We start from the raw sequence: 24411 nt of genomic DNA on the forward strand, positions 1-24411 counted from the left end.
AGGGTGAGGGGGTGGGCGGGTTTCCGGATAGCCCGCAACCCCTCACCCGGACCTGTCGGTCCGACCTCTCCCACAGGGAGTGGTGAGGTGCGGCCTCTCACACAGGGTGAGGTGAAGTGGGACCTCTCCCCCAGTGGGAGAGGTGAGGTGCTCTCCCTGTGGGAGATGCGGCGGTGCGGCTTGCTTTACAGCACGTAAAAGTCGCTCGCCTTGATCGCCAGCTTATTCCCGACCGTCGCAAACTGCACCGCTGCTTTCGCGCCGTTGCCGTCCTCATCGTAGAACAAGGCGCCGCTGTTCTTATCGTAGAAGATCCGGTCCGAGGCATCGTGCGCCTTGTTGCCGACCCAAAAGGCGTTGCTGGCCAGGACGCCCTTCTTGGAGATCTTTGAAAATATCGTTTTCGCGAGATGGATGGTGTCGTCGCGAACGTTGAAATCTACGATCCGGTCGAGGTTCGTCGACTTGTTCGGCCTCGTGTCGAACATGAAGATGTCCTTGCCCAGACCACCGGTCAGGACGTCCTTGCCGAGACCGCCATAGAGCGTGTCGCTGCCGGATTCGCCCGTCAGCCGGTCCGCGCCCCGCGTGCCGCGAAGCACCAGCGGATTGGTTTCCACGACGTTGGTGACGGCGAGATCGAATGTCTTCGTGACCTCGCCGCCATATGCATCCTTCGCCCTCACGGTGATGCTGTGCTGGCTCAACGCCTCGAAATCCACCGCTCCCGCCAGGACGACGTTCGTTCCGTCGAGCTTGAACAGACCGCTGGGATTTCCGGTCAGGCTGTAGGTCAACGCATCGCCATCGGCGTCGAAAGCGGAAAGGCTCGCCACGATGCCGGTGACGGGGGTGTCTTCGGCAAAGGCGGTTTTGGATAGGGCGAGATTGATCGGGGCGGCGTTGTGGAGGGTGACGGTCTGGTCGGTGAACTTCAGGAAGCGGATCGCACTGAGCTGGGCGAAATTTTGAGCCGGATTATTTTTTTGAGCGACAATCCAGTCGGTCGTTCCCTTCCGTGTGACATCATATCTGGCGAGCGCATCGCCAAATTCTGCCGTATCGTTCCCGCCCCCGCCGATGATGGTGTCCGCGCCTAATGCGCAACTGCGGATGATATCATCTCCGCGGCCGCCATCGATGTAGTCAGCGGCGTTTTGGATTGTGATATCCTCAGCAAGTGCGCCGCCGTAGAACGTGCACCTATAATCCGACAGCTTGATCGTCCCGGTGAGGACCCCCTGCCTGTTATCGAGGATAAGCCGCCCTCCACGACTCCAATCGACGTCACCATTGATAACCCCAGCATTCGCGATAACCCCGCCCCCGCTCCCTCCGCCGGCCAAAATATCTCCCGTGATCGTTCCGGTATTGGCGAGGTTCAACGTTCCCCCGACTCGGATCGCATCGTTCGTTGCGAGTATCTGCCCGCTATTAAATATCGTCAGCGCACCAGAACCAATGATGCCGAGGCTTCCTTTTAGCAAAGCACTCTCGGAAAGATGGATGATCGTCGTCGTGTCCGAAGTGAATTGACGATAGCTGACCGCCCAGCTGGTAGCACTCTCGACCAGTCCTTTGATTACAAGCGCAGTGCTGCCAACGGTCTGGATCCCGTACCCTCCGGTGCCTGTCGCCCGAATAGCACCGCCCGCCGCGAGCTCAAGGCTCTCGCCGTTATTAACTTTGAATGCATCCTGGTCGACGACCTCCGCGAGTATGTTCGTGGCGGAGTCGAGATCGTAAGTCGGCATATGGGGCTCCCTCGGTCAAAGGCCGCGCCGCGACCTCAACTGTAACGCGATAATCAACTACCACGTTATAAAGTTCCGTATGACCTAGAGACAACCCATAAAAGAATGCTGAAAGGTCGCAGCACTTTTGCCGCGACCCTCCCCTCAGCCCAACGTCTTTCAGCGCAGTCTCACCCCAGCGCCTTCAGCGCCGCCTTCCCCGCATAGCGCGCCTGCTCGCCCAGCTCCTCCTCGATCCGGATGAGCTGGTTGTACTTCGCCGTCCGGTCGGAGCGGGCGAGCGAGCCGGTTTTGATCTGGCCGCAATTGGTCGCAACCGCGAGATCGGCGATGGTGGAATCTTCCGTCTCGCCGGAGCGGTGGGACATGACGGAGGTGTAGCCGGCGCGGTGGGCCATATCGACGGCCGCGATGGTCTCGGTGAGCGTGCCGATCTGGTTGACCTTCACCAGCAGGGAATTGGCGACGCCCTTCTTGATGCCGTCCGACAGACGCATGACGTTGGTGACGAACAGGTCGTCGCCGACGAGCTGGCATTTCGAGCCGGCGAGATCGGTCAGCATCTTCCAGCCGTCCCAATCGTCCTCCGACATGCCGTCTTCGATCGACGCGATGGGGTAATCGGCGACCAGCTTGGCGAGATATTCGGCCTGCTGCTTCGGGCTCAAGGATTTGCCAGTGCCTTCATACACATAGGCGCCCTTCTTGAAGAACTCGGTCGCGGCGCAATCGAGGCCGAGATAGATGTCCCGGCCCGGCTTGAAGCCCGCCTGCTCGATGGATTTCATGACGAAATCCAGCGCCGCCTCGGCGCTCGGCAGGTTCGGCGCGAAGCCGCCCTCGTCGCCCACATTGGTGTTGTGGCCCGCATCCTTGAGGGCCTTCTTGAGGGTGTGGAAGACCTCGGAGCCCATGCGCACCGCCTCGGCGAGGCTGTCGGCGCCGACGGGCAGGATCATGAATTCCTGGAAATCGATGGGATTGTCGGCGTGCGCCCCGCCATTGATGATGTTCATCATCGGCACCGGAAGCACGCGCGCCTGCGTTCCGCCCACATAGCGATAGAGCGGCAGGGTCGAGGCATCGGCCGCGGCTTTTGCGACGGCGAGCGAGACGCCCAGGATGGCGTTGGCGCCGAGGCGGGCCTTGTTGGGGGTCCCGTCGAGTTCGATCATGGTCTCGTCGATGAGGATCTGCTCCTCGGCGTCGAGGCCGCCGATGGCGTCGAGGATTTCGGTATTGACCGCCTCGACCGCCTTCAGGACGCCCTTGCCCATGTAGCGTTTCTTGTCGCCGTCGCGGAGTTCCACGGCCTCGTGGGCGCCGGTCGAGGCGCCCGACGGAACGGCCGCGCGGCCCATGGAGCCGTCTTCGAGCGTCACATCCACCTCGACGGTCGGGTTGCCCCGGCTGTCGAGAATTTCGCGAGCGTGAATGTCGATGATCGCGGTCATGGAACCGAACTCCTGCGGCTGAAAGGGGGCCATGCGGCCTTAAGTCATGAAACGGCTTATTGACCGAAACGGCCGAACGGGCAAGGACGGGGGCGTTTCTATCACCCATGATCCAAGGTCAGCCGCCATGACGGACGCATCGCTGCAACTCGGCCAGGAAAGCCGCCTTCCGGACTCGCCCGAGGAGGCGCGGCTCGATCGGGTGCCGAACCCGCATCAGGACACCGATTACGTCGCCCGCTTCACGGCGCCGGAATTCACCTCCCTGTGCCCCGTCACCGGCCAGCCGGATTTTGCCCTGCTGGTCATCGATTATGTGCCGGGGCCGTGGCTCGTCGAGTCGAAATCCCTGAAGCTCTATCTGCACTCCTTCCGCAACCACGGAGCGTTTCACGAGGATTGCACGGTTGCCATCGGCAAGCGCCTCGCGGACCTGCTTCAGCCGCGCTACCTGCGGATCGGCGGGTATTGGTACCCGCGCGGCGGCATTCCCATCGACGTGTTCTGGCAAACGGGCGAGATGCCGAAAAATCTCTGGCTGCCCGACCAGGGCGTGGCGCCCTATCGGGCGCGCGGCTGAGCGGCGGGTCGGCGCAGCACCGCCGCGGCGGTGACCCCCACGCCCAGGATGACGAGGGCGGCGATCAGCGTGGAGCCCGGCAAGCCCGTCCACTCCAGGCCGTATCCCATGGCGACGACCCCCAAGGCTTGCCCGACGAAGAACGAGAAGGCATGGAGCGCCACTGCCGACGCGCGGGCGGTGGGGGCGACCTCGGTCACCTGAGCCTGGAAGGTGTTGTGGAGCATGTAGAACCCAAGCCCCATCAGCATCATGGCGGCGGTGTAGAGCCGCCAATCGCCACCCCATCCGATAGCGAGGAGCGCGAGAGCGGCGAGGATTCCGCCGCCGATCAGCATGCGGGGGAGGCCCAGCACCCGCAGCATCCAGCTCACCAGCAGCGAATAGATCAGGCCGCCGATCGCAAACCCGCCCAATGCTATTCCGGCCTGCGTGGCGCCGCCGCCCGAACTGGCCTCGAGCAAAGGAGCGACGTAGGGGAAGATCGCGAAAACCGCCATTGCCTCGACGAACACGAACGAGAACAGCGCGAGCGCCCGGGGGTTGGAGAGAATCGCGCGATACCGCTGCACCGCCTGTGAAAGATCGAACCGGCCCGCCGCCACCGTTCCGCGAAAACCGATGATGGTGGCGCCGGCGGCAAAGACCATCAGGATTGTCGAGACCGCGAAGACGCCGCGCCACCCCACCATGTCGGCCAGAAACCCCGCGAGCGACGAACCGGCGAGCTGGCCGGTGATCACGGCGACGAGATAGCGGCTAAGGGCCAATTGCCGCTGTTCCATCGCCACCCGGTCGCCGATGAGCGCCAGCGACATGGGCACCGCGCTGCCGGCCGCCGCCCCGGCGATGACGCGCAGGATGAAGAGCGTGCCGATATCCGGCGCGAAGAAGGATCCGGCAAGCGCCACAAGCGCGAGGGTCAGGCCGACCTTCATGACGCGCTCTTTTCCCACGGCATCGCCGATCGGGCCGAGGATCGGCTGGACGAAGGCGTAGGGCAGCGCGAAGGCCGCCGACAGCAGCGCGGTCGTGTGGACGTCGGTCGCGAGATCCCGGGCGATGACGCCGACCATCGGCTCGACGGCTCGGGACGAAAAGGTGCTGGCAAACCCGCTCGTCGCCAGAATGAGGATCAGGTTGCGCGGGGTCATGGCACCGTGTCGCGAAGGGCTCGGAAGGGCGAAGCGTCCGCCTCCTTAGCACGACCTTCCGCAACGGCGAGCGCCATCGGCGCGGCCCTACCCTTCCCCATCAACATGACGGGGCGGGGCGGCTTACGCCTTGGCGAGGGCGTCGAACGCTTTCAGGCGCGCTAGCAGGGCCTCGAGCTCACGCAGCGGAACCATGTTGGGACCATCGGACGGAGCCTTGTCGGGGTCCTGGTGGGTCTCGATGAAGACGCCCGCCACGCCCACGGACACCGCTGCCCGCGCGAGCACGGGAACGAATTCCCGCTGCCCGCCCGAGGTGGCGCCCTGCCCGCCGGGCTGCTGCACCGAATGCGTCGCATCGAAGATCACCGGCGCGCCCGTTGCTGCCATGATGGGCAGGGAGCGCATGTCCGACACCAGCGTGTTGTAACCGAAGGAAACGCCGCGCTCCGTCAGCATGACATTCGGGTTTCCGGCGCCGGTGATCTTGGCGGCGACGTTTGCCATATCCCAGGGGGCGAGGAACTGGCCCTTCTTGACGTTCACCACCCTTCCCGTCCGGGCGGCGGCGAGCAACAGGTCGGTCTGGCGGCAGAGGAAGGCCGGGATCTGCAGAATATCCACCACCTCGGCGACCGCCGCGCATTGGTCGTGCTCGTGGACGTCCGTGATGACCGGAAGCCCGAGGGTTTCCTTGACCTCCGCGAAGACTTCCAGGGCCTTTGCAAGGCCGATGCCGCGGGCGCTCGATCCCGAGGTCCGGTTCGCCTTGTCGAAGGAGGACTTGTAGACGAGACCCATCCCGAGGCGCGTCGTGATCTCCTTCAGGGCCACGGCCATTTCCAGCGCATGGGCGCGGCTTTCCATGGCGCAGGGGCCGGCGATGATCGCGAGCGGCAGATGATTGCCGAAGCGCACGTTTCCGGCCTGCACGACGGCCTGAATCTGTTGTGTCTGGGTCATAGCGCGTCCCCTACGCCTTTTTTTCGCACAGGCAAAGGGGCGCGGCCACCCGCTAGCCCGGGCGAACCGGAGCCGTTGCCGGTCCTCAGAAYGTCATCGCGGCCGCGTTGACGATGCCGGCCGCAAGGGATGCCGCTCCGAGGAACAGGGCCGCTGCCATCTCGCCCTTGGCGATCCGCAGCGAGAGGTTCGGCATGACGAGACGTACCAGCCAATAAACCAGGATCTGCACCGCGAGGGCCACGAGACCCCAGACGAGGCAATCGACGATGGTCTGTGCGTGAACGATGGCGCTGGCGAGCGGCAAGGCAAAGCCCACGAGGCTGAATCCGAGAGCGGTCGCGGCCGAGATCACGTTGTGACGGATGAGCGCGAATTCGTTGTGCATCGTCGCCAGCGTGTAGACCGCCAGATAGAGCGCGATCAGCGCGAGCGCGACCACGAACAGGATGATGAAATCCAGCAGGCCCGCCAGAGTCGAAGTCATGTGTCCCCCATAGGAATAGCGTGTCGGCGTTTTCGAGAATCGCTTCCGATTCGTGCCCGATACTACGTTGCTTCGAACGCAATCGCGACGCCGAAAGCGGCGCTCGCCGGCACCACGAGCCGACTTCCGATCCGCGCATAGGGAATTCGGGCGCGGTCGAGCCGCGACGCCTGCTCGTTGAGGTCGGCGATGAGGACCGCAAACCCGACGAAACACGGCTGATCCATCTCGATCTCGACCGATCCGTATTGTTCGCCGGCATCGTCCGGCGTCATCACGTCGAGATGGCTGCCCGCGAGAGCAAAGGCGAGGTCGTGCTCCGCCGGACTGGTGGGCTCGACGCCGGTGAACCTCGTCAGAAACTCCGCCTCGGCCTCGGGGTCCGGCGCCGAGAGAGCCACCACCGCGATATCCTGCGCCTCGTTGGCGTGGACCTGGAACGCGGTGTTCCAGAAATTTTCGGGGAAATGGTGCTGGCAGACGAAGAAGCCCGCGAGCGGCGCATGCGGCCGGCGCGCGAAGGCCAGCGTGAAGGCAAGCTGGATTTCGCTGCCGTCGGGCCTTTTTCCCGTCCGCTCGAAGAAGAAAGGCTCGAAAGCGCCGATGCCCTCGCGGGCAAACAAGGCCGCGTCGTCTTTCGCGTGCGCGCTGTCGAGCACCAGCATCGCGAGGCCTTCCCGACGTTTGAGATAATCCCGCACGAAGGCGCCAAAGCTGAAGAACTTCTCCCCGTGCGGAGCAATCGCCCCGTCGGCGCCGAGGGTGATCAGCTCGATGAACGAGGTCCGCAGTTGAACGAGTCGGTTCTCCGTGCCCCAGGGATGGCGGTTGCGCGCGCCCACCTGAAACCCGAGCTTCTCGTAGAAGGCGGCGGCGCCGTCGAGGTCTTGGACGGCGACGACGAGGTGATCGATACGGCGGGTCATGGATACCTCTGCGGGTCAAACGATCCCGATAGCGACGGTTGGCGAAAAATACCTTCGATCGAGGTCCGAGACTACGGGGCTTCGAAGGCGATCGCGACGCCGAACGCGGCACTCGCGGGAACGACCATGCGGCTGCCGATCTCGCGGAAGGGAATTCCCTCCGCGTCGAGCCGCCTCGCCTGAGCCGGAAGGTCTTCGACCACGACGGAATAGCCGGCGAAGGAAGGCTCGTCGGGTTCGGCCTCGACTGGCCCATAGAGCGCCGCGGCATCATGCGGCGTCACTACGGCGAGATCGCTATCGGATAGGCGGAAGGTGAGGTTGTCCCGCGTCTGGTGGGTGGGATCGCCATCCGTGAATGCGAGGAGAAATCGCCGGAACCGCTCGGGCTCCGCCACCGCGAATGTCACGGCGGCCAGACCCGTGGCGCCATTCGGATGACGCTGGAACAGGGGATTCCAGAACTGCTCCGGAGTTTGATGCTGGCAGACGAAGAACCCGGCGAGCGGCGCCTCGAAGGTGTGGGCGAAAGCCAGCGTGAAGGCGAAGTCGATCTCGTTGCCGTCCGGAGTGCTGCCCTTGCGCTGCAAATAGAGTGGCGTGAACGATCCGATGCCTTCGCGCTCGAACCTCGCAGCGTCCGCCTTGGCGTCGTCGCTGTCGAGCACCAGCATGGCGAGCCCCTCGCGGCGGTCGAGAAAACCCCGCACGAAAGCGCCGAAGCTGAAGAAACGCATCGTATGGGGCCTGATGCTCGCCACATCCTTGCCAATCGCGATCAGTTCGATGAACGCCGATCGCATCTGCACCAGGCGGTTCTCGGTCCCCCACGGATGAATGTTTCGAACGCCCGGTCGAAATCCTAGCCGTCGATAGAAATCGGTAGCGCGATCGAGATCATGGACCGCGACGACAAGGTGATCGATGCGGCGGGCCATACATTACCTTACGCTGCGTCATACATGATCTCATCTTGCATGACGCAGCGACAGAATCATTAAAAATCAAACCAATCGGCTCTGCTCGACCGCCGCATGGATGAAGCTTCTGAAAAGCGGGTGCGGCTCGAAGGGACGCGATTTCAACTCGGGGTGATATTGCACGCCGATAAACCACGGATGGTTGTCGTATTCGACGATTTCCGGCAACACACCGTCGGGCGACACGCCCGAGAAACGCAAGCCCTTTTTCTCCAGGCGGTCGCGATAGGTCATGTTGACCTCGTAGCGATGACGATGCCGCTCCGAGATTTCGGTGCCGCCATAGATTTCCGCCACCTTGCTGCCGGGCGAGAGCGACGCCTTGAACGCGCCGAGGCGCATGGTGCCGCCGAGATCGCCGCCGGCGGCGCGCTTTTCGAGCTCATTCCCGCGCAGCCATTCGGTGAGGAGGCCGACCACCGGTTCCGGTGTCGGGCCGAATTCGGTCGAACTGGCATTCTCGATGCCGCCGAGCGAGCGGGCCGCCTCGATCACCGCCATCTGCATCCCGAAGCAGATGCCGAAATACGGCACCGAGCGCTCGCGGGCGAAGCGTGCGGCGCGGATCTTTCCTTCCGAACCGCGCTGGCCGAAGCCACCCGGCACCAGGATGCCGTGAATGCCTTCGAGGAACGGCGCCGGATCTTCGCGCTCGAAAATCTCGCTCTCGATCCAGTTCAGGTTGACCTTCACCTGATTGGCGATTCCGCCATGATGCAGCGCCTCGATGAGCGACTTATAGGCGTCCTTCAGGCCCGTATACTTGCCCACGATGGCGATATTGACCTCGCCTTCCGGATTGTGGACGCGGCCCGAAATGGTGGTCCAGCGGGTCAGGTCCGGCGCGGGCGCGTTCTCGATGCCGAAGGCGGCCAGGATCTCTCCGTCGAGACCGGCCTGATGGTAGGCCAGCGGCACGTCGTAGATGGAGGGCGCATCGCGCGCCTCGATGACAGCGGTCTCGCGCACGTTGCAGAAAAGCGCCAGCTTGCGGCGCTCGTCGCGGGGGATTTCGCGGTCGGTGCGGCACAGGAGGATATCGGGCTGGATGCCGATGGAGCGGAGTTCCGCCACAGAGTGCTGCGTCGGCTTGGTCTTCAACTCGCCGGCTGACGGAATGAACGGCAGGAGCGTCAGATGGGTGTAGATCGCCTGTCCGCGCGGAAGGTCGTTGCCGAGCTGGCGGATGGCTTCGAAGAAGGGCAGCCCCTCGATGTCGCCGACCGTGCCGCCGATTTCCACCAGCACGAAGTCGAAGCCCTCGTTGCCGGTGAGCACGAAATCCTTGATGGCGTTCGTGACGTGCGGAATCACCTGGATCGTCGCGCCGAGATAATCCCCGCGCCGCTCCTTGGTGATGATGTCGAGGTAGATTCGCCCGGTGGTGATGTTGTCGGCCTTGGTGGCCGGAACGCCCGTGAAGCGCTCATAATGCCCGAGATCGAGATCGGTCTCGGCGCCGTCATCGGTGACGAAGACCTCGCCGTGCTGATACGGGCTCATGGTGCCCGGATCRACGTTGAGATAAGGGTCGAGCTTGCGAAGCCGAACCGTGTAGCCGCGTGCCTGGAGAAGCGCTCCGAGGGCGGCTGAGGCCAGTCCCTTCCCGAGCGAAGACACCACGCCGCCGGTGATGAATACGTACCGCGTCATGGACCCCTATCCAAAATAAAGGCTGCCGATTCGCAAACGCCAAATCAGCATCCAGATTGCCATCCACAAAAAGAGAGGGCCGGAAGCTCCGGCCCTGATCGTCAGTCTTATTGCGACTGAGGCACCTGCGGCGCCGCGGGAGCGGCCGGAGCGCTGGGTGCCGGTATTCCGGTCGCCGGCGCCGCGGGCTGCTCGCCCTGCATCCGCTGGAGTTGCTCGAGAACGTTGCCGCCCTGGGGGGCGCTAGGCGCCCCCTGACCCGCCGGAGCCGTGGCGCCGTCGAGGATCGAGCGCGGGGCCCGGCCATAGCTCGCCATGATGGTCAGGCCGAGGCTGGTGACGAAGAACAGGGCTGCGAGGATCGCTGTCGCGCGCGTCAGGGCACTGGCCTGGCCGCGGCCGGTCATGAAGCCCGAGACACCCCCGCCCCCGCCGCCGAGACCCATGCCGCCGCCCTCGGAGCGCTGCAGCAGGACCACGCCGATCAGCGCCAGGACAATGATCAGGTGAACAATGATGAGGATCGTTTGCATCTTATCTCAATACCTCAAGCGGCCGCGCACAAGGGGCGCCGACCGCTCGTATTTCCATAGGTTGGGCGGGCTGTAGCATAGGTGTGTACGGGATCAAAGGCCCGCAAGCCGGGAATTGGCGAATGGGGAGGGTGAATGGCGAGTGGCGAGTGGCGAGTGGGAAAAGTAGCCGCGCAACCCGCCCGGCCCCATCGCCTCTTCCCTCTCACCCCAGATAAGCCCCGGCGATTCCCAGAAAATCCGCCGCCACGAGGCTGGCGCCGCCGACCAGCGCGCCGTCGACGTTGGGCACGGCCATCAATTCCGCCGCGTTCGACGGCTTGACCGAGCCGCCATAGAGGATGCGCACCTTGTTCTGCTCCGCCGTGCCGACAAGATCGCCCAGGGCGGCGCGAATGGCAGCATGGACCTCCGCGACGTCCGCCACTGTCGGGGTCAGGCCGGTGCCGATGGCCCAGACGGGCTCATAGGCCACCACAATATTGTCGCCGGCGCTTCCGGGCGGAACCGAGCCTTTGAGCTGGGAGCGGACGACGTCCAGCGTCTTGCCTGCCTCCCGCTCCTCCCTGGTCTCGCCGACGCACACGATGGCGACGAGCCCCGCCCGATGGGCGGCGAGCGCCTTGGCGGCGACCTCCGCATCCGTCTCGTGATGGTACTGGCGGCGCTCGGAATGGCCCACGAGCACGCAGGTCGCGCCCGCATCGGCGAGCATCTCCGCGGAGATATCGCCCGTGAAGGCCCCCGATTCCTTCGCATGGCAATCCTGGCCGCCGATGGCGATGCCCGATCCTTCCGCCTTGTCGGCAAAAGGCGCGATCAGGGTGGCGGGGGGGCAGATCGCCAGATCGACCTTGCTCCGCAACGCCGCGACGAACCCCTCCTGGAGCTCGGTCAGAACCGTCTCGGAGGCCGTGAGGCCGTTCATTTTCCAGTTGCCCGCCACCAGCGGGCGCGGCCGTTCGACACTCATCATGCGCTCCTGTCACTCTGGAGAGAGGGACTAGCAGACGGAAGGGGCGTCTTTCAACACGTCTTGCCCTTTTCGCCGCGCCTCCGATCGGCTATCGCCCTGTCTAACAAGTTTCAAGGAAACGGATTTACGATGCTTCGAGGAATGCGACTTGCCGGGCAGAGCCTGGTCGGAAAGATCATCGCGACGATTCTTTTCTCGTTCTTGATCCTCAGCTTCGCGGTCTGGGGCATCGGCGACATCTTCCGCACGACCCCGCCCAGCGTCGTCGCGCAGGTGGGCAAGACATCGGTCTCGGTCGACCAGATGCGCATCGCCTACACCAACGAATTGCAGCGCCTGGGGCGCCAGTTCCGCACCGTGATCACCCCCGAGCAGGCCCGCACCTTCGGTATCGACCAGCGGGTGCTCTCGAATCTCGTGACCGAGGCCGTCCTGGGCGAACAGGCCAAATCGCTCGGTCTCGGGGTGTCCGATCAGGCGGTCGCCCGCTCCATTATGGAGGATCCCAACTTCCGGGGCGCCGATGGACAATTCAGCCGCGCGCTGTTCGACCAGGCCTTGCGCAATGCGTCGTTGAACGAGCCCGGCTTCCTGCGGGAACAACGGGGCGCCATGGCCCGCATCCATCTGGCCCAGGCCATCGCAGGCGATCTGGCGGTGCCGGTCGCGGCGCAGGAGGCCCTCCACCGCTACACCAACGAGCGGCGCGCCGCCGCCTATATCCTGCTGACGCCCGAGATGGCGGGCGAGATCCCCGCCCCGACTCCCGAGCAGCTCCAGAGCTTCTACAACGATCGCAAGGCCTCCTTCCAGGCGCCCGAATTCCGCGCGGTCTCGATCCTCGCGGTCGATGCCGCCTCGCTGGCCAAGCCGGAGACGGTCACGGATGCGGATGCCCGGGCCGCCTACGAGCGCGAAAAGGCGAAATTCGGCTCGCCAGAGCGCCGCACGATCCAGCAGATCACGTTCCCGTCGCAGGCCGAAGCCGATGCCGCCGCCGCCAAGATCAAGGAAGGCGCCACCTTCGACGCGGTCGCGGCCGAGCGGGCCGTCGCTCCGGGCGATCTCGAACTGGGAACCTTCACCAAGGCGGAAATGCTGGACCAGGCGGTGGCGGCCGCGGCGTTCGGCCTTGCAAAGGACGTCGTCAGCGCTCCCGTAGCGGGCCGGTTCGGCCCCGTAATCGTCCGCGTCACCGATATCCAGCCCGAGGTGGTAAAGCCCTTCGAGGAGGTGGCGGCGGAGATTCGGAAGGACCTCGCGCAATCTCGCGCTAGCGCGGCGATCGACACCGTCCACGACGCCATCGAAGACCAGCGCGCCAGCGCCCGTCCCCTGGCCGATATCGCGAAGGAAAAGGGCCTCGCCCTCGTCCAGATTCCCGCAACCGACAATGGCGGTAGGGACAAGGCCGGCGCGGTGATCGAACTGCCCGAGCGCGAAGCGCTACTGCGGGCGATCTTCGCCAGCGATATCGGCGCCGACAACGAGCCCGTCCGCATCCCGAGCGGCGGCTATGTCTGGTACGACGTGACCGGCATCGATCCGGCTCGCGAAAAGTCCCTGGACGAGGTCCGCGATCAGGTGGCGAGCCTGTGGCGGGATGAGGAGGTGGCACAGCGCCTCTCCGAGAAGGCACGGACCCTGACCGAGCGCCTCGACAAGGGCGAGGCCATGGACGCCGTCGCGAAGGACTCCGGTGCGCCGGTGAAGAACGCCGAGGACCTGGCGCGCAACGCCGCCAAGGACGATCTCTCGGCCGAGGCCGTGAACCGCATCTTCGCGGTGCCGGTGGCGAAAGCCGGCAATGTCGCCAACGGCACGGGGACCCGCGCCGTCTTCAAGGTCACCTCCGCCACCGTGCCGCCCTTCGCCACGACGACGCAGGAGGCGGCGCAAATCGTCGGCCAGCTCAAGACCAGCATGGGCGACGACCTCATCAGCGAGTACATTGCACAGATCCGCCAGGATCTCGGCGTCACCATCAACCAGCAGGCGCTGAGACAGGCGACCGGAAACAGCGACCTCTAGGCCCATGTCAACAGCGACGCCGGATTTCGACACCTTCGCGAAAGCCTACGAGGCGGGCGAGCCCGGCGTGCTGCGCACGACCCTCGTGGGGGATCTCCTGACGCCGGTCGCCGCGTTTTTGAAGCTGCGACACGAGCGCAAGGGCCCTGCCTTCCTGTTGGAATCGGTGGAAGGCGGCGCGGTGCGGGGCCGGTTCTCGATGATCGGCCTCGACCCCGACCTGATCTGGCGCTGCCAGGACGGCGCGGCCGCCATCGATCGGCAGGCGCTGAGCCGCGCCAATGCGTTCGAGCCGGATAGCCGCGCACCGCTCGACTCTCTGCGCGCGCTGATCCAGGAGAGCGCCCTGCCGCTGGGCGACGAGCTGCCGCCCATGGCCGCCGGGCTCTTCGGCTATCTCGGCTACGACATGGTGCGCCAGATGGAGCGTCTGCCGGAGCCCAACGAGGATGTCTTGCATGTCCCCGACGCCATCCTGATCCGCCCCACCGTAATGGTGGTGTTCGATGCGGTGAAGGACGAAATCTCGCTCATCACGCCCGTTCGGGTGCGGTCGGATGTTGCGGCCCGGGCCGCCTATGAGACCGCGCTGGCGCGGCTCGACGAGGTGACGACCGCCCTCGAACGGCCCCTTCCGCTCGATGCGCGGGTCGATCCGCGCAGCATCGACTTCGAGCCGCCGGTCTCGAACACGAGCCCGCGCGAGTTCGAGGACATGGTGGCGACCGCGAAGGAATTCATCCGCGCCGGCGACATCTTCCAGGTCGTGTTGTCGCAGCGTTTCGAATCCCCCTTCCCGCTCCCGGCTTTCGCACTTTACCGCTCGCTGAGGCGGATCAACCCCGCGCCGTTCCTCTGCTATCTCGATTTCGAGGATTTCCAGATCGTCTGTTCGTCGCCCGAGATTCTGGTGCGCGTGCGCGACAACAAGGTGACGATCAGGCCCATCGCCGGAACCCGCCCGCGCGGCGCCACCGCCGCGGAGGACCGCGCCCACGCAGACAGCCTGCTGGCCGACCAGAAGGAGCGCGCCGAGCATTTGATGCTGCTCGATCTCGGCCGCAACGATGTGGGCCGGGTCGCCGAGATGGGCTCGGTGACGGTGACGGATTCGTTCTTCCTCGAATTCTACAGCCAGGTCATGCATATCGTGTCGAACGTGGAAGGCACGCTCGATCGGCGCTACGACGCCCTGCAGGCGCTGGTCGCGGGCTTTCCGGCCGGAACGGTGTCGGGCGCGCCGAAGGTGCGGGCCATGGAGATCATCGACAGCCTGGAAAAGCACAAGCGCGGCCCGTATGGCGGCTGCATCGGCTATTTCGGCGCCAATGGCGAGATGGATACCTGCATCGTGCTCCGCACCGCGTTGGTGAAGGATGGCCGCATGGCGGTGCAGGCCGGCGCCGGCATCGTGTACGATTCCGACCCGGCTTCCGAGCAGCAGGAATGCGTCAACAAGGCGAAGGCCCTCTTCCGGGCCGCCGAGGACGCAGTGCGCTTCGCCAGCCGCGCGAGGCTCGGCCAATGAGCGCGAACGAACGCTTACCTCTCTTCCCCCTTGCAGGGAGGAGTTGGAGGTGGGGGTCGAACGACCGGGTGACTCGGATATTGCTTGAAATGGTATCGGCCTGCGGAGTTCGCCCCTCGAAGCAGCATTCCGACTTTCCGACCCCCACCCTGGCCCTCCCCGCAAGGGGGAGGGAAAAGGCACTCCGCATGCGTCCCTTGACCCCGCTTCGCGCATACGCAAACGTCGTGACACCATGACCCGCGTTCTCGTCATCGACAATTACGACAGCTTCACCTGGAACCTGGTGCACCTGCTGGGGCCGCTCGTCGACGACGTCGAGGTGGTCCGCAACGACGCGCTGACGACTGACGATATTCTGGCCGACGCACCGGATGCGATCATTCTCTCGCCCGGACCCTGCACTCCCAACGAGGCCGGCATCTGCCTCGATCTGGTGCGCCGCGCCTCGCCGCGGATCCCCACCTTCGGCGTCTGCCTCGGTCTGCAATCGATCGGGCAAGCCTTCGGCGGGACGGTTTCGCGGGCGCCCCTGCCGATGCACGGCAAGGTGTCGGAGGTCGAGCATCGCGGCGAGACGGTGTTTCGCGGCATCAACGGACCGTTCCGGGCCACGCGCTACCACTCGCTGATCGTCGAGCGCGACAATTGCCCGGCGGATCTCGCCGTCACGGCGCAGACCGGTGATGGCCTGATCATGGGACTGTCGCACCGGTCCCTGCCCATCCACGGCGTGCAGTTTCACCCGGAGAGCATCCTCTCCGAGCATGGCGTCACCATCATGCGCAACTTCTTCGATCTGGCGGGCGCGTGGAACGCAAAGATCCGCGCGGAGCCCGGCTATCGGCGCACCGGCGCCCCTTCATCAGCAAGCTAGAGTGTCATGGAATCCTTTAAATCGTACCTCGCCAAGGTCGCAACCGGCGCCTCGCTGACACGCGACGAGGCGCGTGCCGCGTTCGACGACATCCTGTCGGGCGAGGTCACGCCTGCCCAGAGCGGTGCGTTCCTGATGGCCTTGCGCGTGCGCGGCGAGGGCCTCGACGAAATCGTCGGCGCCGTGTCGGCCATGCGCGGGCGCATGCTCGCCGTGAAGGCGCCGAAGGGCGCCATGGATATCGTCGGCACCGGCGGCGATCATTCGGGCAGCTACAACATCTCGACCCTCGCGGCGATCATCGTCGCGGCGGCGGGCGTGAAGGTCGCCAAGCACGGCAACCGCGCGGCGTCCTCGAAATCCGGCACCGCGGACGTGCTGGCGGCGTTGGGGCTGAAACTCGGTTCCGACCCGGCAGGCCTGCAGCGCTGCCTCGATGAAGCCGGCCTGTGCTTCATGTTCGCGCAAACCCATCATGCGGCGATGCGCCATGTGGCCCCGGTCCGGGTCGAGCTCGGCACGCGCACGATCTTCAACCTTCTCGGCCCGCTGTCCAATCCCGCCAACGTCAAGCGCCAGCTTCTCGGCGTGTTTTCAGAGTTCTGGCTCGAACCTCTCACCCAGGTTCTGAAGGAGCTCGGCTCGGATCGGGTGTGGGCGGTCTACGGTTCGGACGGTCTCGACGAGATGACCACCACCGGCCCGACCCATGTGGCGGCGCTCGAAGGCGGCAAGATCCGCCGCTTCACGGTGACGCCCGAGGAAGTGGGATTGCCGGTAGCCAAACTCGAGGATCTCAAGGGCGGCGATCCGGCCCACAACGCCGCGCAGCTCCGCGCGGTTCTCGAGGGCGTGCGCATCCCCTATCGCGATATCGCGCTCCTGAACGCCGCCGCCTCCCTTGTCATCGCCGACGAGGCGAAGGACCTCCGTGACGGCCTCGACCGGGCCTCGCGCGCACTCGATTCCGGCGCCGCGAAAGCGACCCTCGATCGTCTCGTCAAAGCCTCGAACGCGTAACGGAGGCATTCTCGCAATGAGCGATGTTCTCGCCCGCATCGAAGCCTACAAGCGCCAGGAAATCGCCGCCGCGAAACTGTCCGTGCCGCCGGCCGAGATCGAACGTCGCGCGAAAGCCGCGCCGCCGCCGCGCGGCTTTTCGGCCGCCATCGAAGCGCACCTGTCGCAATCCCGCCCGGCCCTGATCGCCGAAGTGAAGAAGGCGAGCCCGTCGAAGGGTCTCATTCGCCCGGATTTCGACCCGCCCACGCTGGCGAAGGCCTATGCGGAGGGCGGCGCGACCTGCCTCTCCGTGCTCACCGATACGCCGTCCTTCCACGGCAGGCCCGAATATCTGATGCAGGCGCGCGACGCGTCCGGCCTTCCGGTGCTGCGCAAGGATTTCATGTTCGAGCCTTATCAGGTCCATGAGGCGCGGGCCTGGGGTGCTGATTGCATCCTCGTGATCATGGCGAGCGTCACCGACGCGGAGGCGCGCGCGCTCATCGACACCGCCCATGGGCTCGGCATGGACGTGCTTGTCGAAGTGCATGATCGCCCCGAGCTCGATCGCGCGCTGCCGTTGAACACGAAACTCGTCGGCATCAACAACCGCAACCTTCGCACCTTCGAGGTGTCCCTCGAAGTCAGCGAGGAACTCGCGCCTCTCGTTCCCTCCGACCGGATCGTCGTGGGCGAAAGCGGCATCTTCACAAATGCGGATATCGCCCGCCTCTCGAAGGTCGATATCCGCACCTTCCTGGTCGGCGAGAGCCTGATGCGCCAGGACGACGTGGCGGCTGCGACGCGAAAGCTTCTATTCGGCGAGGCCACATGAATTCCCTCACCCATCTCGACGCAACCGGCGCTGCCAGCATGGTGGACGTGTCCGACAAGGACAGCACCCCCCGCCGCGCCGTGGCGGAGGGATGCGTCGTGATGCGGCCCGAAACGCTGGCGCTCATCCGGGACGGCGACGCGAAAAAGGGCGACGTGCTCGGCACTGCGCGGCTCGCCGGAATCATGGCGGCGAAGAAAACCCACGACCTCATTCCGCTCTGCCACCCGCTCCTGATCTCGAAGGTCAATGTCGACTGCGTGCTGGACGAGAGCCTGCCGGGCGTGCGCATCATCGCCGAGGTCAAGGTGTCGGGTCAGACCGGCGTGGAGATGGAAGCGCTGACCGCCGTCTCCGTCGCCTGCCTGACGATCTACGACATGGTGAAGGCCGCGGACCGCGCCATGCGGATCGAGAACATTCACCTTCGCCAGAAAAGCGGCGGCCGCTCCGGTCACTACGAAAAGCCATGAGCCTGCTTGCGGTCGAGGATGCGCTTCGCAACGTGCTTGCGACCATCGGCCCGCCGCTGGAGGCCGAGTCCGTTCCGCTGAAAGGCGCGGCCGGCCGTATCCTCGCCGAGGACGTGGCGGCCAAGCGCGATCAGCCGCCTTTCGCCGCCTCCGCCATGGACGGCTATGCGGTGCGGCACGCCGACGTGGAGCGCGTCCCCGCGACGCTGCGCATCATCGGGACGAGCGCTGCGGGGAGTCGATTCAAAGGCCCCATCGGAATCGGAGAAGCCGTACGGATCTTCACCGGCGCGCCGCTCCCCGACGGTGCGGATTGCATCGTCATCCAGGAAAATACCCGAAGCCTCGACGGCGCGGTGACCATCGACGAGGCACCCGTGCCGGGCCGCAACATTCGCCCGAGCGGGTTGGATTTCAAGGCCGGCGAGATCGGGCTGGAGGCAGGCCGCGTCATCGACGCGAGGGCCATCGCGCTCGCGGCCGCCATGGGCTACCGCTCGCTGCCAGTGCGCCGCAAACCGCGGGTTGCGATCCTTGCCACCGGCGACGAACTGGTGCCGGCCGGCGACGAGCCGGGGCCCGACCAGATCGTCGCGTCGAGCCTGCCTGCCCTTTTGGCGATGGCCGGTAAAGCCGGCGCGGAGACGATCGATCTCGGCATCGCTCGGGACAGCCTCGAGTCTCTCGACGAGCGGCTCGGAGCCGCGAAATCCGCGAAGGCCGACATCCTCGTCACCCTCGGCGGCGCCTCGGTGGGCGATCACGATCTCGTTCAGCAAGCGCTCACGCGCCAGGGCATGCGGCTCGGATTCTGGCGCGTCGCGTTGCGGCCCGGCAAGCCGCTCATGCATGGCAAGCTCGGCGCCATGACGCTGCTGGGACTGCCCGGCAATCCGGTCTCCTCCATCGTCTGCGCGATCCTGTTCCTGATCCCGGCGATCCGAGCTTTGCAAGGTCATCCCGATCCCGGCGGCGACCCGACCGAGGCGGCTTTTCTCGGCACCGATCTTGGACCGAATGGCGACCGTCAGGATTACATGCGGGCGAGCGTTTCTGCGGGCGACAACGGCCCTGTGGTCACGCCGCACGCGACACAGGATTCGTCCATGCTCGGCGTGCTTTCACGCTCCGACGCGCTGCTCGTGCGGACGCCTTTCGAGCCGGCGCAGAAGGCCGGCAATCCCTGCAGGATGATCGCGCTCGAGCGCTTCTGCTGACCTTTCCTTGCCGAGCTTGAGCACGGGCTTGCGGAACACAGCGGGAACAGCTACCTTGTTCCTGCTTTGTTTCAGAATCGCTCCACGGGATGGAGCAGTAAAGGCCAGCCATGCTGACGCGAAAACAGCACGAACTGCTCCGCTTCATCCACGAACGCCTGCGCGAATCCGGTGTGCCGCCCTCGTTCGACGAGATGAAGGACGCGCTCGATCTCAAGTCCAAATCCGGCATCCACCGCCTGATCACGGCGCTGGAAGAACGCGGCTTCATCCGCCGCCTGCCCAACCGCGCCCGCGCGCTGGAAGTTCTCCGCCTGCCCGAGACCGTCGGCGGCGCGGCGGGGCAGAAGCGCTTCACGCCGAGCGTCGTCGAAGGCGGGCTTGCCAACAAGGCCAAGGCGGCGCCTCCCCCGGTGGAAGAGCGCAGCCGCGACATCTCGATCCCCGTCATGGGCCGGATCGCCGCCGGCACGCCGATTTCGGCCATCCAGAACCGGAGCCACTCGATCACCCTGTCCAACGACTTCCTCAGCCAGGGCGAGCATTACGCCCTTGAGGTGCGCGGCGATTCCATGGTCGAGGCTGGCATTCTCGACGGCGATCTCGTCGTCATCCGCCGGCAGGACAACGCCAATACGGGCGACATCATCGTGGCGCTGATCGACGAGGAAGAGGCGACCCTCAAGCGCTTCCGCCGCCGCGGTTCTTCGATCGCGCTGGAAGCCGCGAACCAGGCCTACGAGACGCGGGTTCTCGGCCCCGACCGGGTCAAGATCCAGGGCAAGCTCGTCAGTCTGGTGCGGCGCTACTGAAATCATCCGACGCGACGCGCTCCGGCGCGTCCCTCTCCGGCGCGTCGCGATCGGCATCGTCCTCCGGAATGTCCTGTTCGGGGATCGCCACCGCCGGTTTGGCCGGGCGCTCGGGCTGGCGGCTGGACGGTGGGGTGCGCGACAGGCGTTCGTCGCCCTTGCGGACCGAGCGCAAATCCATTCCCCCGGCATCGAGACGGATCGTCGTTGCCCCGCGCGCTGCCAGCGCTTCGCCGTCGAGGACGAGCAGGGCCGCGCAGCCTCGCGGGGCTTTCAGGCTCGAGATGACGATCTCGGCGCGACGGCAATCCTCCTCGAAGGCCGAAAATTTCTGCACGAAGGCGATGTTGCGCCGGTTGGCTGTTTCCACCACGCAACCTTGCGGATCGCAGCGCGCCCCGTCCTTCAGGCGCGTATCGTCCGCATTGGCCGCCGCCGCATCGCGCCCGTCGCCATCGGCCCGGAGCCATTGCTCCGCCACGAAAGCCGAAGGCTTCCCGACGAAGGTCAGGCGCCCGGCGGCGTTCCTGATCGCCGCGCCCTGACCGGCACGGTCGATATACACATCGGGCCGGCCCGGCGAGGCCGCCAGCGCCAGACCCGCGAAGGCCGGCACCAGCGCGAGCCATCGCAGCGACGACGCCGCGATCGACGCCAGCAGGAGCGCGAGGCTGAACAGCGCCAGCGCGCCCAGGCTTAAAGCCGGGATCACCACGCTCGATCCGGCAAAGCCGCCGACCCAGGCCGACACGTCGAGAACCTGCGAGACGGCAGCGCCCATCATGCGCCAGACAGGATCGTCGAGCCCGAACGGATAGGAGAGGACGCCGAGAACCGCCGAAGGCATGACGACGAGCGAGACGAGCGGCAGCGCCAGCGTATTGCCGACGAGGCCGTAGGGGTTGAGCGTCTGGAAATGGTAGGCCGCGAAGGGCGCGGTCGCGATGCTCGCGACAAGGGTCGTGCTCACCAGCCCGGCCGCGTGCCGACCCGCGAAACGCAAGGCCGATTCCAGCATGCTTGCGGGCCGCCCCTCGATCCGCCCCCCTTGCAGCGCCGGCACGAAGGCCGCGAGCGCCGCCACGGCGCCGAACGACATCTGGAAACTCGGGCCGAGAAGCRCCTCCGGTTCGCGGGCGAGCACCACGATGGCGGAAATCGTCAGGTTGCGCACGCTGAGCGCGGGTCGGTCCACCAGCACGGCGCCGAACATCACCAGCGACATGATGAGGGAGCGCACGGTCGCAACGTCCGAGCCGGAAAACACGCAATAGGCGGTGGCGCCGAGCATCGCCGTGACGGCGGCCATCTTCTTGACCGGCCACAGCAGGACAAGGCTTGGGACGAGGCTGAGGAGCGCCCGCGCCAGCCAGAAGAACGTGCCTGCCGCCAGCACCATGTGAAGGCCGGAAATCGACACGATGTGGTAGATGCCGGCGGCGCGCAGGACATCGTTCGTCGGCTCGGGAATGAGGCCGCGCTTGCCGGTGACGAGGGCCGCGCCGACGCCGCCCGCCGGGCCGCCGATCGCGGTTGCGATGCGCTTGGTCAACACGTTGCGGGCCTCGTCCACCGCGGCGGCGAGCCGGAGCGAAAAGGGCGGGCGCGTCGGCGGATCCAGCAGCGTCACGCTTCCAAGAATCGAACCCACGGCGCCGATGCCGCGGAAATAGGCGTCGCGTCCGAAATCGTAGCCGCCCGGCCAGGCCGGCTGCGGCGGCGGCAACAGGCGGGCTTTGCCGGCGATGAATTGCCCGGCGACGAGGCCGTCTGCCTTGCGCAAGGTCACGCGAACGAGGCGCGGCCGAGCGGCGGTCTCCGTCCCCTTCAGCTCGGTCAGGCGCACCAGCAGGCGCTTGCCTTCGGGGCGCTCCTCCACCGCCTCGATGAACCCCGACAGAGGGGCAATCACGGTCCGGCCGAGGACCGGGGCCWCAACCGACCGGGAGCGGACGACACCGGCGGCGAACCCGGCGAATGCCATCGCCAGGCCGAGGCAGACGGCAAGGGTTGCGATGCGCCCGCGGAAAATCGCCCCGAGGCCAGTGAAAATCACCATGCCGGACACGGGAGCCCAAAGGGCGGGCTGTCCGTCGGCTTGGAAGAACAAGAGAATTCCTGAGCCGAAACATACCGCGAGCCACGGGAACAGCCGCCGCTGCTCGATCTCCCGGGCGATCCCGCGCGCCAGGAAATCCCGCCCATCGACCAGCCTGAGGTCGAGGGCCGGCTGCCACCGGCGCGGCAGCGCGAGCGCCCGTGCGACAGCGCGCTGATTCCGGCCGTTCTGGCGATTGTCGGGCGGCTGCATCGTCTCGGCTTAACGTCGGGCGGGTTTACATGTTAGACGACGGCACGCGGCGGCGAACCCTTCGTACGAAGGTCGCCCGATTTCGCGTTCTGTTCTCAAGTTCTCTCGACCAAGGTCTTTATGCCGATGAGCGTCATCACCCGCTTCGCCCCCTCCCCGACCGGCTTCCTGCATATCGGCGGCGCGCGCACGGCCCTCTTCAACTGGCTCTATGCCAAGCGGCATGGCGGCACGATGCTGCTGCGGATCGAGGACACGGATCGCGAACGTTCCACGGAGCCCGCCATCAAGGCGATCCTCGACGGCCTGACATGGCTCGGCCTCGATTGGGATGGCGACGTCGTCTATCAATTCTCCCGCGCCGCGCGCCACAAGGAGGTCGCCGAGTCCCTGCTCGCGACCGGCCGCGCGTATTATTGCTATGCCAGCCAGGAGGAACTCGAGGCCATGCGCCTTCAGGCTCGTCAGGAGGGCAAGCCCCTGCGCTATAACGGCCGCTGGCGCGACCGCGATCCCTCCGAGGCGCCGGCCGGCATCAAGCCGGTCATCCGCCTGAAGGCGCCGCAGGAGGGTGAGACAATCGTCGAGGACGCCGTGCAGGGCCGCGTGGTCTGGCAGAACAAGGACCTGGACGACCTGGTGCTGCTGCGTTCGGACGGCACGCCCACCTATATGCTGGCGGTCGTGGTCGACGATCACGACATGAACATCACGCATGTCATTCGCGGGGACGACCACCTCACCAACGCGGCGCGGCAAACGCAGATCTACCAGGCCCTCGACTGGACTGTCCCGAGCATGTCGCATATCCCGCTCATTCACGGACCGGACGGCTCCAAGCTGTCCAAGCGCCATGGGGCCCTCGGCGTCGAGGCCTATCGCAGCATGGGCTACCTGCCGGTGGCGTTGCGCAATTATCTGGTGCGCCTCGGCTGGAGCCACGGCGACCAGGAGTTTTTCAGCACCGACGAAATGATCGCGGCCTTCGATCTTTCCAGCATCGGACGCTCTCCGGCCCGCTTCGACTTCGTCAAGCTGGAGAACATCAACGGCCATTACATGCGCCAGACCGGCGACGAGGAACTGGTCGCGGCCATCGATGGGCTGCTGCCCGAGATCGGCGCCGAGCGCGGGCTTGGCGCGACCTTCACCCCTGCCCTGCGCGCAAAGCTCGTCGCGGCCATGCCGGGCCTAAAGGAGCGCGCCAAGAACCTCGTCGAGCTCCTCGACAGCGCCTATTACCTCTACGCCCAGCGCCCCCTCAAGCCGGATGAGAAAGCCACCGGCCTGTTGGCCGACGGCCGCGCCCGGATCGCCGGAATCCCCGAGAAGCTGGAAGCGGTATCCGACTGGAATGCGGAGCAGGTCGAGGCCGTGGTGCGCGAACATGCGGAATCGCTTGGCGCCAAACTGGGCCAGGTGGCCCAGCCTCTGCGCGCGGCCCTCACCGGCCGGGCAACCTCCCCCGGCCTGTTCGACGTCATGGCGGTGCTGGGACGGGAAGAATCCCTCGCCCGGATCAGGGACGCTCAGGGGGAATGACAGCCGCGGCACGGTGGCCTGCGAGTTGCGGTCATCGGGCTAACGGCGGTCGATCGCCCTCGAGTTGGGGTCGGAACTCTGAGCGGGCATGGGAATTGGCGCAAAGCTGCCATTTCGCACCGTCAACGATTCCAAGGCCATGACCCAGACACGACTCAGTCCCTCCCGGGAGGCCGCCCCGGATCTCTTCCGGCTCGTCTATCGCAGCAAGCTCGCCATCGTGGGCTCGCCGGACGTCGTGGCCGACGAGATCTATCATATTCTCAGGAATGCGAGGGCCGCCAATCGGCGATCCGGAATCATCGGGGCGCTGCTCTTCGATC

The 24411-nt window shown here is 65.8% G+C and carries 22 protein-coding genes; 11 read left to right on the forward strand and 11 right to left on the reverse strand.

Features of this window, described 5'->3' with window-relative positions:
- Positions 1 to 185: 185 nt before the first annotated feature.
- Together AC1DVM_RS16065 and eno are read right to left on the reverse strand one after the other, a co-directional pair.
- Positions 186 to 1754 carry a putative Ig domain-containing protein gene (locus tag AC1DVM_RS16065; protein ID WP_477255887.1) on the reverse strand — a complete coding sequence of 523 codons (1569 nt, stop codon included), beginning with the start codon at positions 1752 to 1754 and terminating at the stop codon, positions 186 to 188.
- Positions 1755 to 1924: 170 nt separating this feature from the next.
- Positions 1925 to 3208, reverse strand: a complete 1284-nt coding sequence (eno, locus tag AC1DVM_RS16070; RefSeq protein ID WP_477255889.1) for a phosphopyruvate hydratase — start codon at positions 3206 to 3208, stop codon at positions 1925 to 1927.
- 127 nt (positions 3209 to 3335) lie between these two features.
- Between eno and queF the strand changes: the two genes are divergently transcribed.
- Positions 3336 to 3788 (forward strand): preQ(1) synthase, encoded by a 453-nt coding sequence (queF, locus tag AC1DVM_RS16075; RefSeq protein WP_477255891.1) that lies wholly within the window; start codon positions 3336 to 3338, stop codon positions 3786 to 3788.
- On the opposite strand, the gene AC1DVM_RS16080 is transcribed toward queF, so the two are convergent.
- The 8 genes from AC1DVM_RS16080 to tpiA all read right to left on the reverse strand — a co-directional run bounded on the left by AC1DVM_RS16080 (position 3770) and on the right by tpiA (position 11457).
- Positions 3770 to 4942, reverse strand: a complete 1173-nt coding sequence (locus tag AC1DVM_RS16080; protein ID WP_477255893.1) for an MFS transporter — start codon at positions 4940 to 4942, stop codon at positions 3770 to 3772. The two genes, queF and AC1DVM_RS16080, sit on opposite strands and share 19 nt — an antisense overlap.
- Positions 4943 to 5065: 123 nt before the next feature.
- The gene (kdsA, locus tag AC1DVM_RS16085) at positions 5066 to 5905 is read right to left on the reverse strand and encodes a 3-deoxy-8-phosphooctulonate synthase (protein ID WP_477255895.1); all 840 of its coding nucleotides are present in this window, start codon (positions 5903 to 5905) and stop codon (positions 5066 to 5068) included.
- A gap of 85 nt (positions 5906 to 5990) precedes the next feature.
- A complete protein-coding gene (locus tag AC1DVM_RS16090) occupies positions 5991 to 6392 on the reverse strand; it encodes a DUF350 domain-containing protein (protein WP_477255897.1) in 402 nt (133 codons plus the stop codon).
- Between the two features lie 62 nt (positions 6393 to 6454).
- Entirely contained in the window at positions 6455 to 7318 is an 864-nt protein-coding gene (locus AC1DVM_RS16095; RefSeq protein WP_477255899.1) for a VOC family protein, read from the reverse strand.
- 71 nt (positions 7319 to 7389) lie between these two features.
- Positions 7390 to 8256: a VOC family protein gene (locus AC1DVM_RS16100; protein ID WP_477255900.1), complete on the reverse strand. Its 867-nt coding sequence runs from the start codon at positions 8254 to 8256 to the stop codon at positions 7390 to 7392.
- Between the two features lie 66 nt (positions 8257 to 8322).
- Positions 8323 to 9951, reverse strand: coding sequence for a CTP synthase (locus AC1DVM_RS16105; RefSeq protein ID WP_477255902.1), 1629 nt, complete (start codon positions 9949 to 9951; stop codon positions 8323 to 8325).
- Between the two features lie 107 nt (positions 9952 to 10058).
- Positions 10059 to 10484, reverse strand: coding sequence for a preprotein translocase subunit SecG (secG, locus tag AC1DVM_RS16110; protein ID WP_477255904.1), 426 nt, complete (start codon positions 10482 to 10484; stop codon positions 10059 to 10061).
- Positions 10485 to 10689: 205 nt separating this feature from the next.
- Complete coding sequence (tpiA, locus tag AC1DVM_RS16115) at positions 10690 to 11457, reverse strand: triose-phosphate isomerase (protein ID WP_477255906.1); 768 nt, start codon at positions 11455 to 11457, stop codon at positions 10690 to 10692.
- 132 nt (positions 11458 to 11589) lie between these two features.
- Between tpiA and AC1DVM_RS16120 the strand changes: the two genes are divergently transcribed.
- The 8 genes from AC1DVM_RS16120 (at position 11590) to lexA (ending at position 20235) form a co-directional block, all read left to right on the forward strand.
- Positions 11590 to 13491 carry a peptidyl-prolyl cis-trans isomerase gene (locus tag AC1DVM_RS16120; protein ID WP_477255908.1) on the forward strand — a complete coding sequence of 634 codons (1902 nt, stop codon included), beginning with the start codon at positions 11590 to 11592 and terminating at the stop codon, positions 13489 to 13491.
- Positions 13492 to 13495: 4 nt separating this feature from the next.
- Positions 13496 to 15019 (forward strand): anthranilate synthase component I, encoded by a 1524-nt coding sequence (gene trpE / locus AC1DVM_RS16125; RefSeq protein WP_477255910.1) that lies wholly within the window; start codon positions 13496 to 13498, stop codon positions 15017 to 15019.
- A 235-nt stretch (positions 15020 to 15254) separates the two neighbouring features.
- Positions 15255 to 15896 carry an anthranilate synthase component II gene (locus tag AC1DVM_RS16130; RefSeq protein WP_477255912.1) on the forward strand — a complete coding sequence of 214 codons (642 nt, stop codon included), beginning with the start codon at positions 15255 to 15257 and terminating at the stop codon, positions 15894 to 15896.
- A gap of 6 nt (positions 15897 to 15902) precedes the next feature.
- Positions 15903 to 16916 carry an anthranilate phosphoribosyltransferase gene (trpD, locus tag AC1DVM_RS16135; protein ID WP_477255914.1) on the forward strand — a complete coding sequence of 338 codons (1014 nt, stop codon included), beginning with the start codon at positions 15903 to 15905 and terminating at the stop codon, positions 16914 to 16916.
- 16 nt (positions 16917 to 16932) lie between these two features.
- The gene (trpC, locus tag AC1DVM_RS16140) at positions 16933 to 17733 is read left to right on the forward strand and encodes an indole-3-glycerol phosphate synthase TrpC (RefSeq protein ID WP_477255916.1); all 801 of its coding nucleotides are present in this window, start codon (positions 16933 to 16935) and stop codon (positions 17731 to 17733) included.
- Positions 17730 to 18206, forward strand: coding sequence for a cyclic pyranopterin monophosphate synthase MoaC (gene moaC, locus AC1DVM_RS16145; protein ID WP_477255918.1), 477 nt, complete (start codon positions 17730 to 17732; stop codon positions 18204 to 18206). The genes trpC and moaC overlap by 4 nt, the downstream gene beginning before the upstream one ends.
- The gene (locus tag AC1DVM_RS16150; RefSeq protein WP_477255920.1) at positions 18203 to 19423 is read left to right on the forward strand and encodes a molybdopterin molybdotransferase MoeA; all 1221 of its coding nucleotides are present in this window, start codon (positions 18203 to 18205) and stop codon (positions 19421 to 19423) included. Before moaC ends, AC1DVM_RS16150 begins: the two co-directional genes overlap by 4 nt.
- Before the next feature lie 110 nt (positions 19424 to 19533).
- Positions 19534 to 20235 (forward strand): transcriptional repressor LexA, encoded by a 702-nt coding sequence (gene lexA / locus AC1DVM_RS16155; protein WP_477255922.1) that lies wholly within the window; start codon positions 19534 to 19536, stop codon positions 20233 to 20235.
- On the opposite strand, the gene AC1DVM_RS16160 is transcribed toward lexA, so the two are convergent.
- Positions 20213 to 22546 (reverse strand): ComEC/Rec2 family competence protein, encoded by a 2334-nt coding sequence (locus AC1DVM_RS16160; protein WP_477255924.1) that lies wholly within the window; start codon positions 22544 to 22546, stop codon positions 20213 to 20215. The two genes, lexA and AC1DVM_RS16160, sit on opposite strands and share 23 nt — an antisense overlap.
- A 120-nt stretch (positions 22547 to 22666) precedes the next feature.
- On the opposite strand from AC1DVM_RS16160, the gene gltX reads away from it, so the two are divergent.
- Positions 22667 to 24088 carry a glutamate--tRNA ligase gene (gene gltX, locus AC1DVM_RS16165; RefSeq protein WP_477255925.1) on the forward strand — a complete coding sequence of 474 codons (1422 nt, stop codon included), beginning with the start codon at positions 22667 to 22669 and terminating at the stop codon, positions 24086 to 24088.
- A gap of 139 nt (positions 24089 to 24227) precedes the next feature.
- Positions 24228 to 24411, forward strand: a 184-nt coding sequence (locus AC1DVM_RS16170) for a BLUF domain-containing protein (RefSeq protein WP_477255927.1), incomplete at its 3' end; no start/stop codon positions are given.

The sequence above is a fragment of the Microvirga sp. P4_A5 genome (assembly GCF_056402495.1).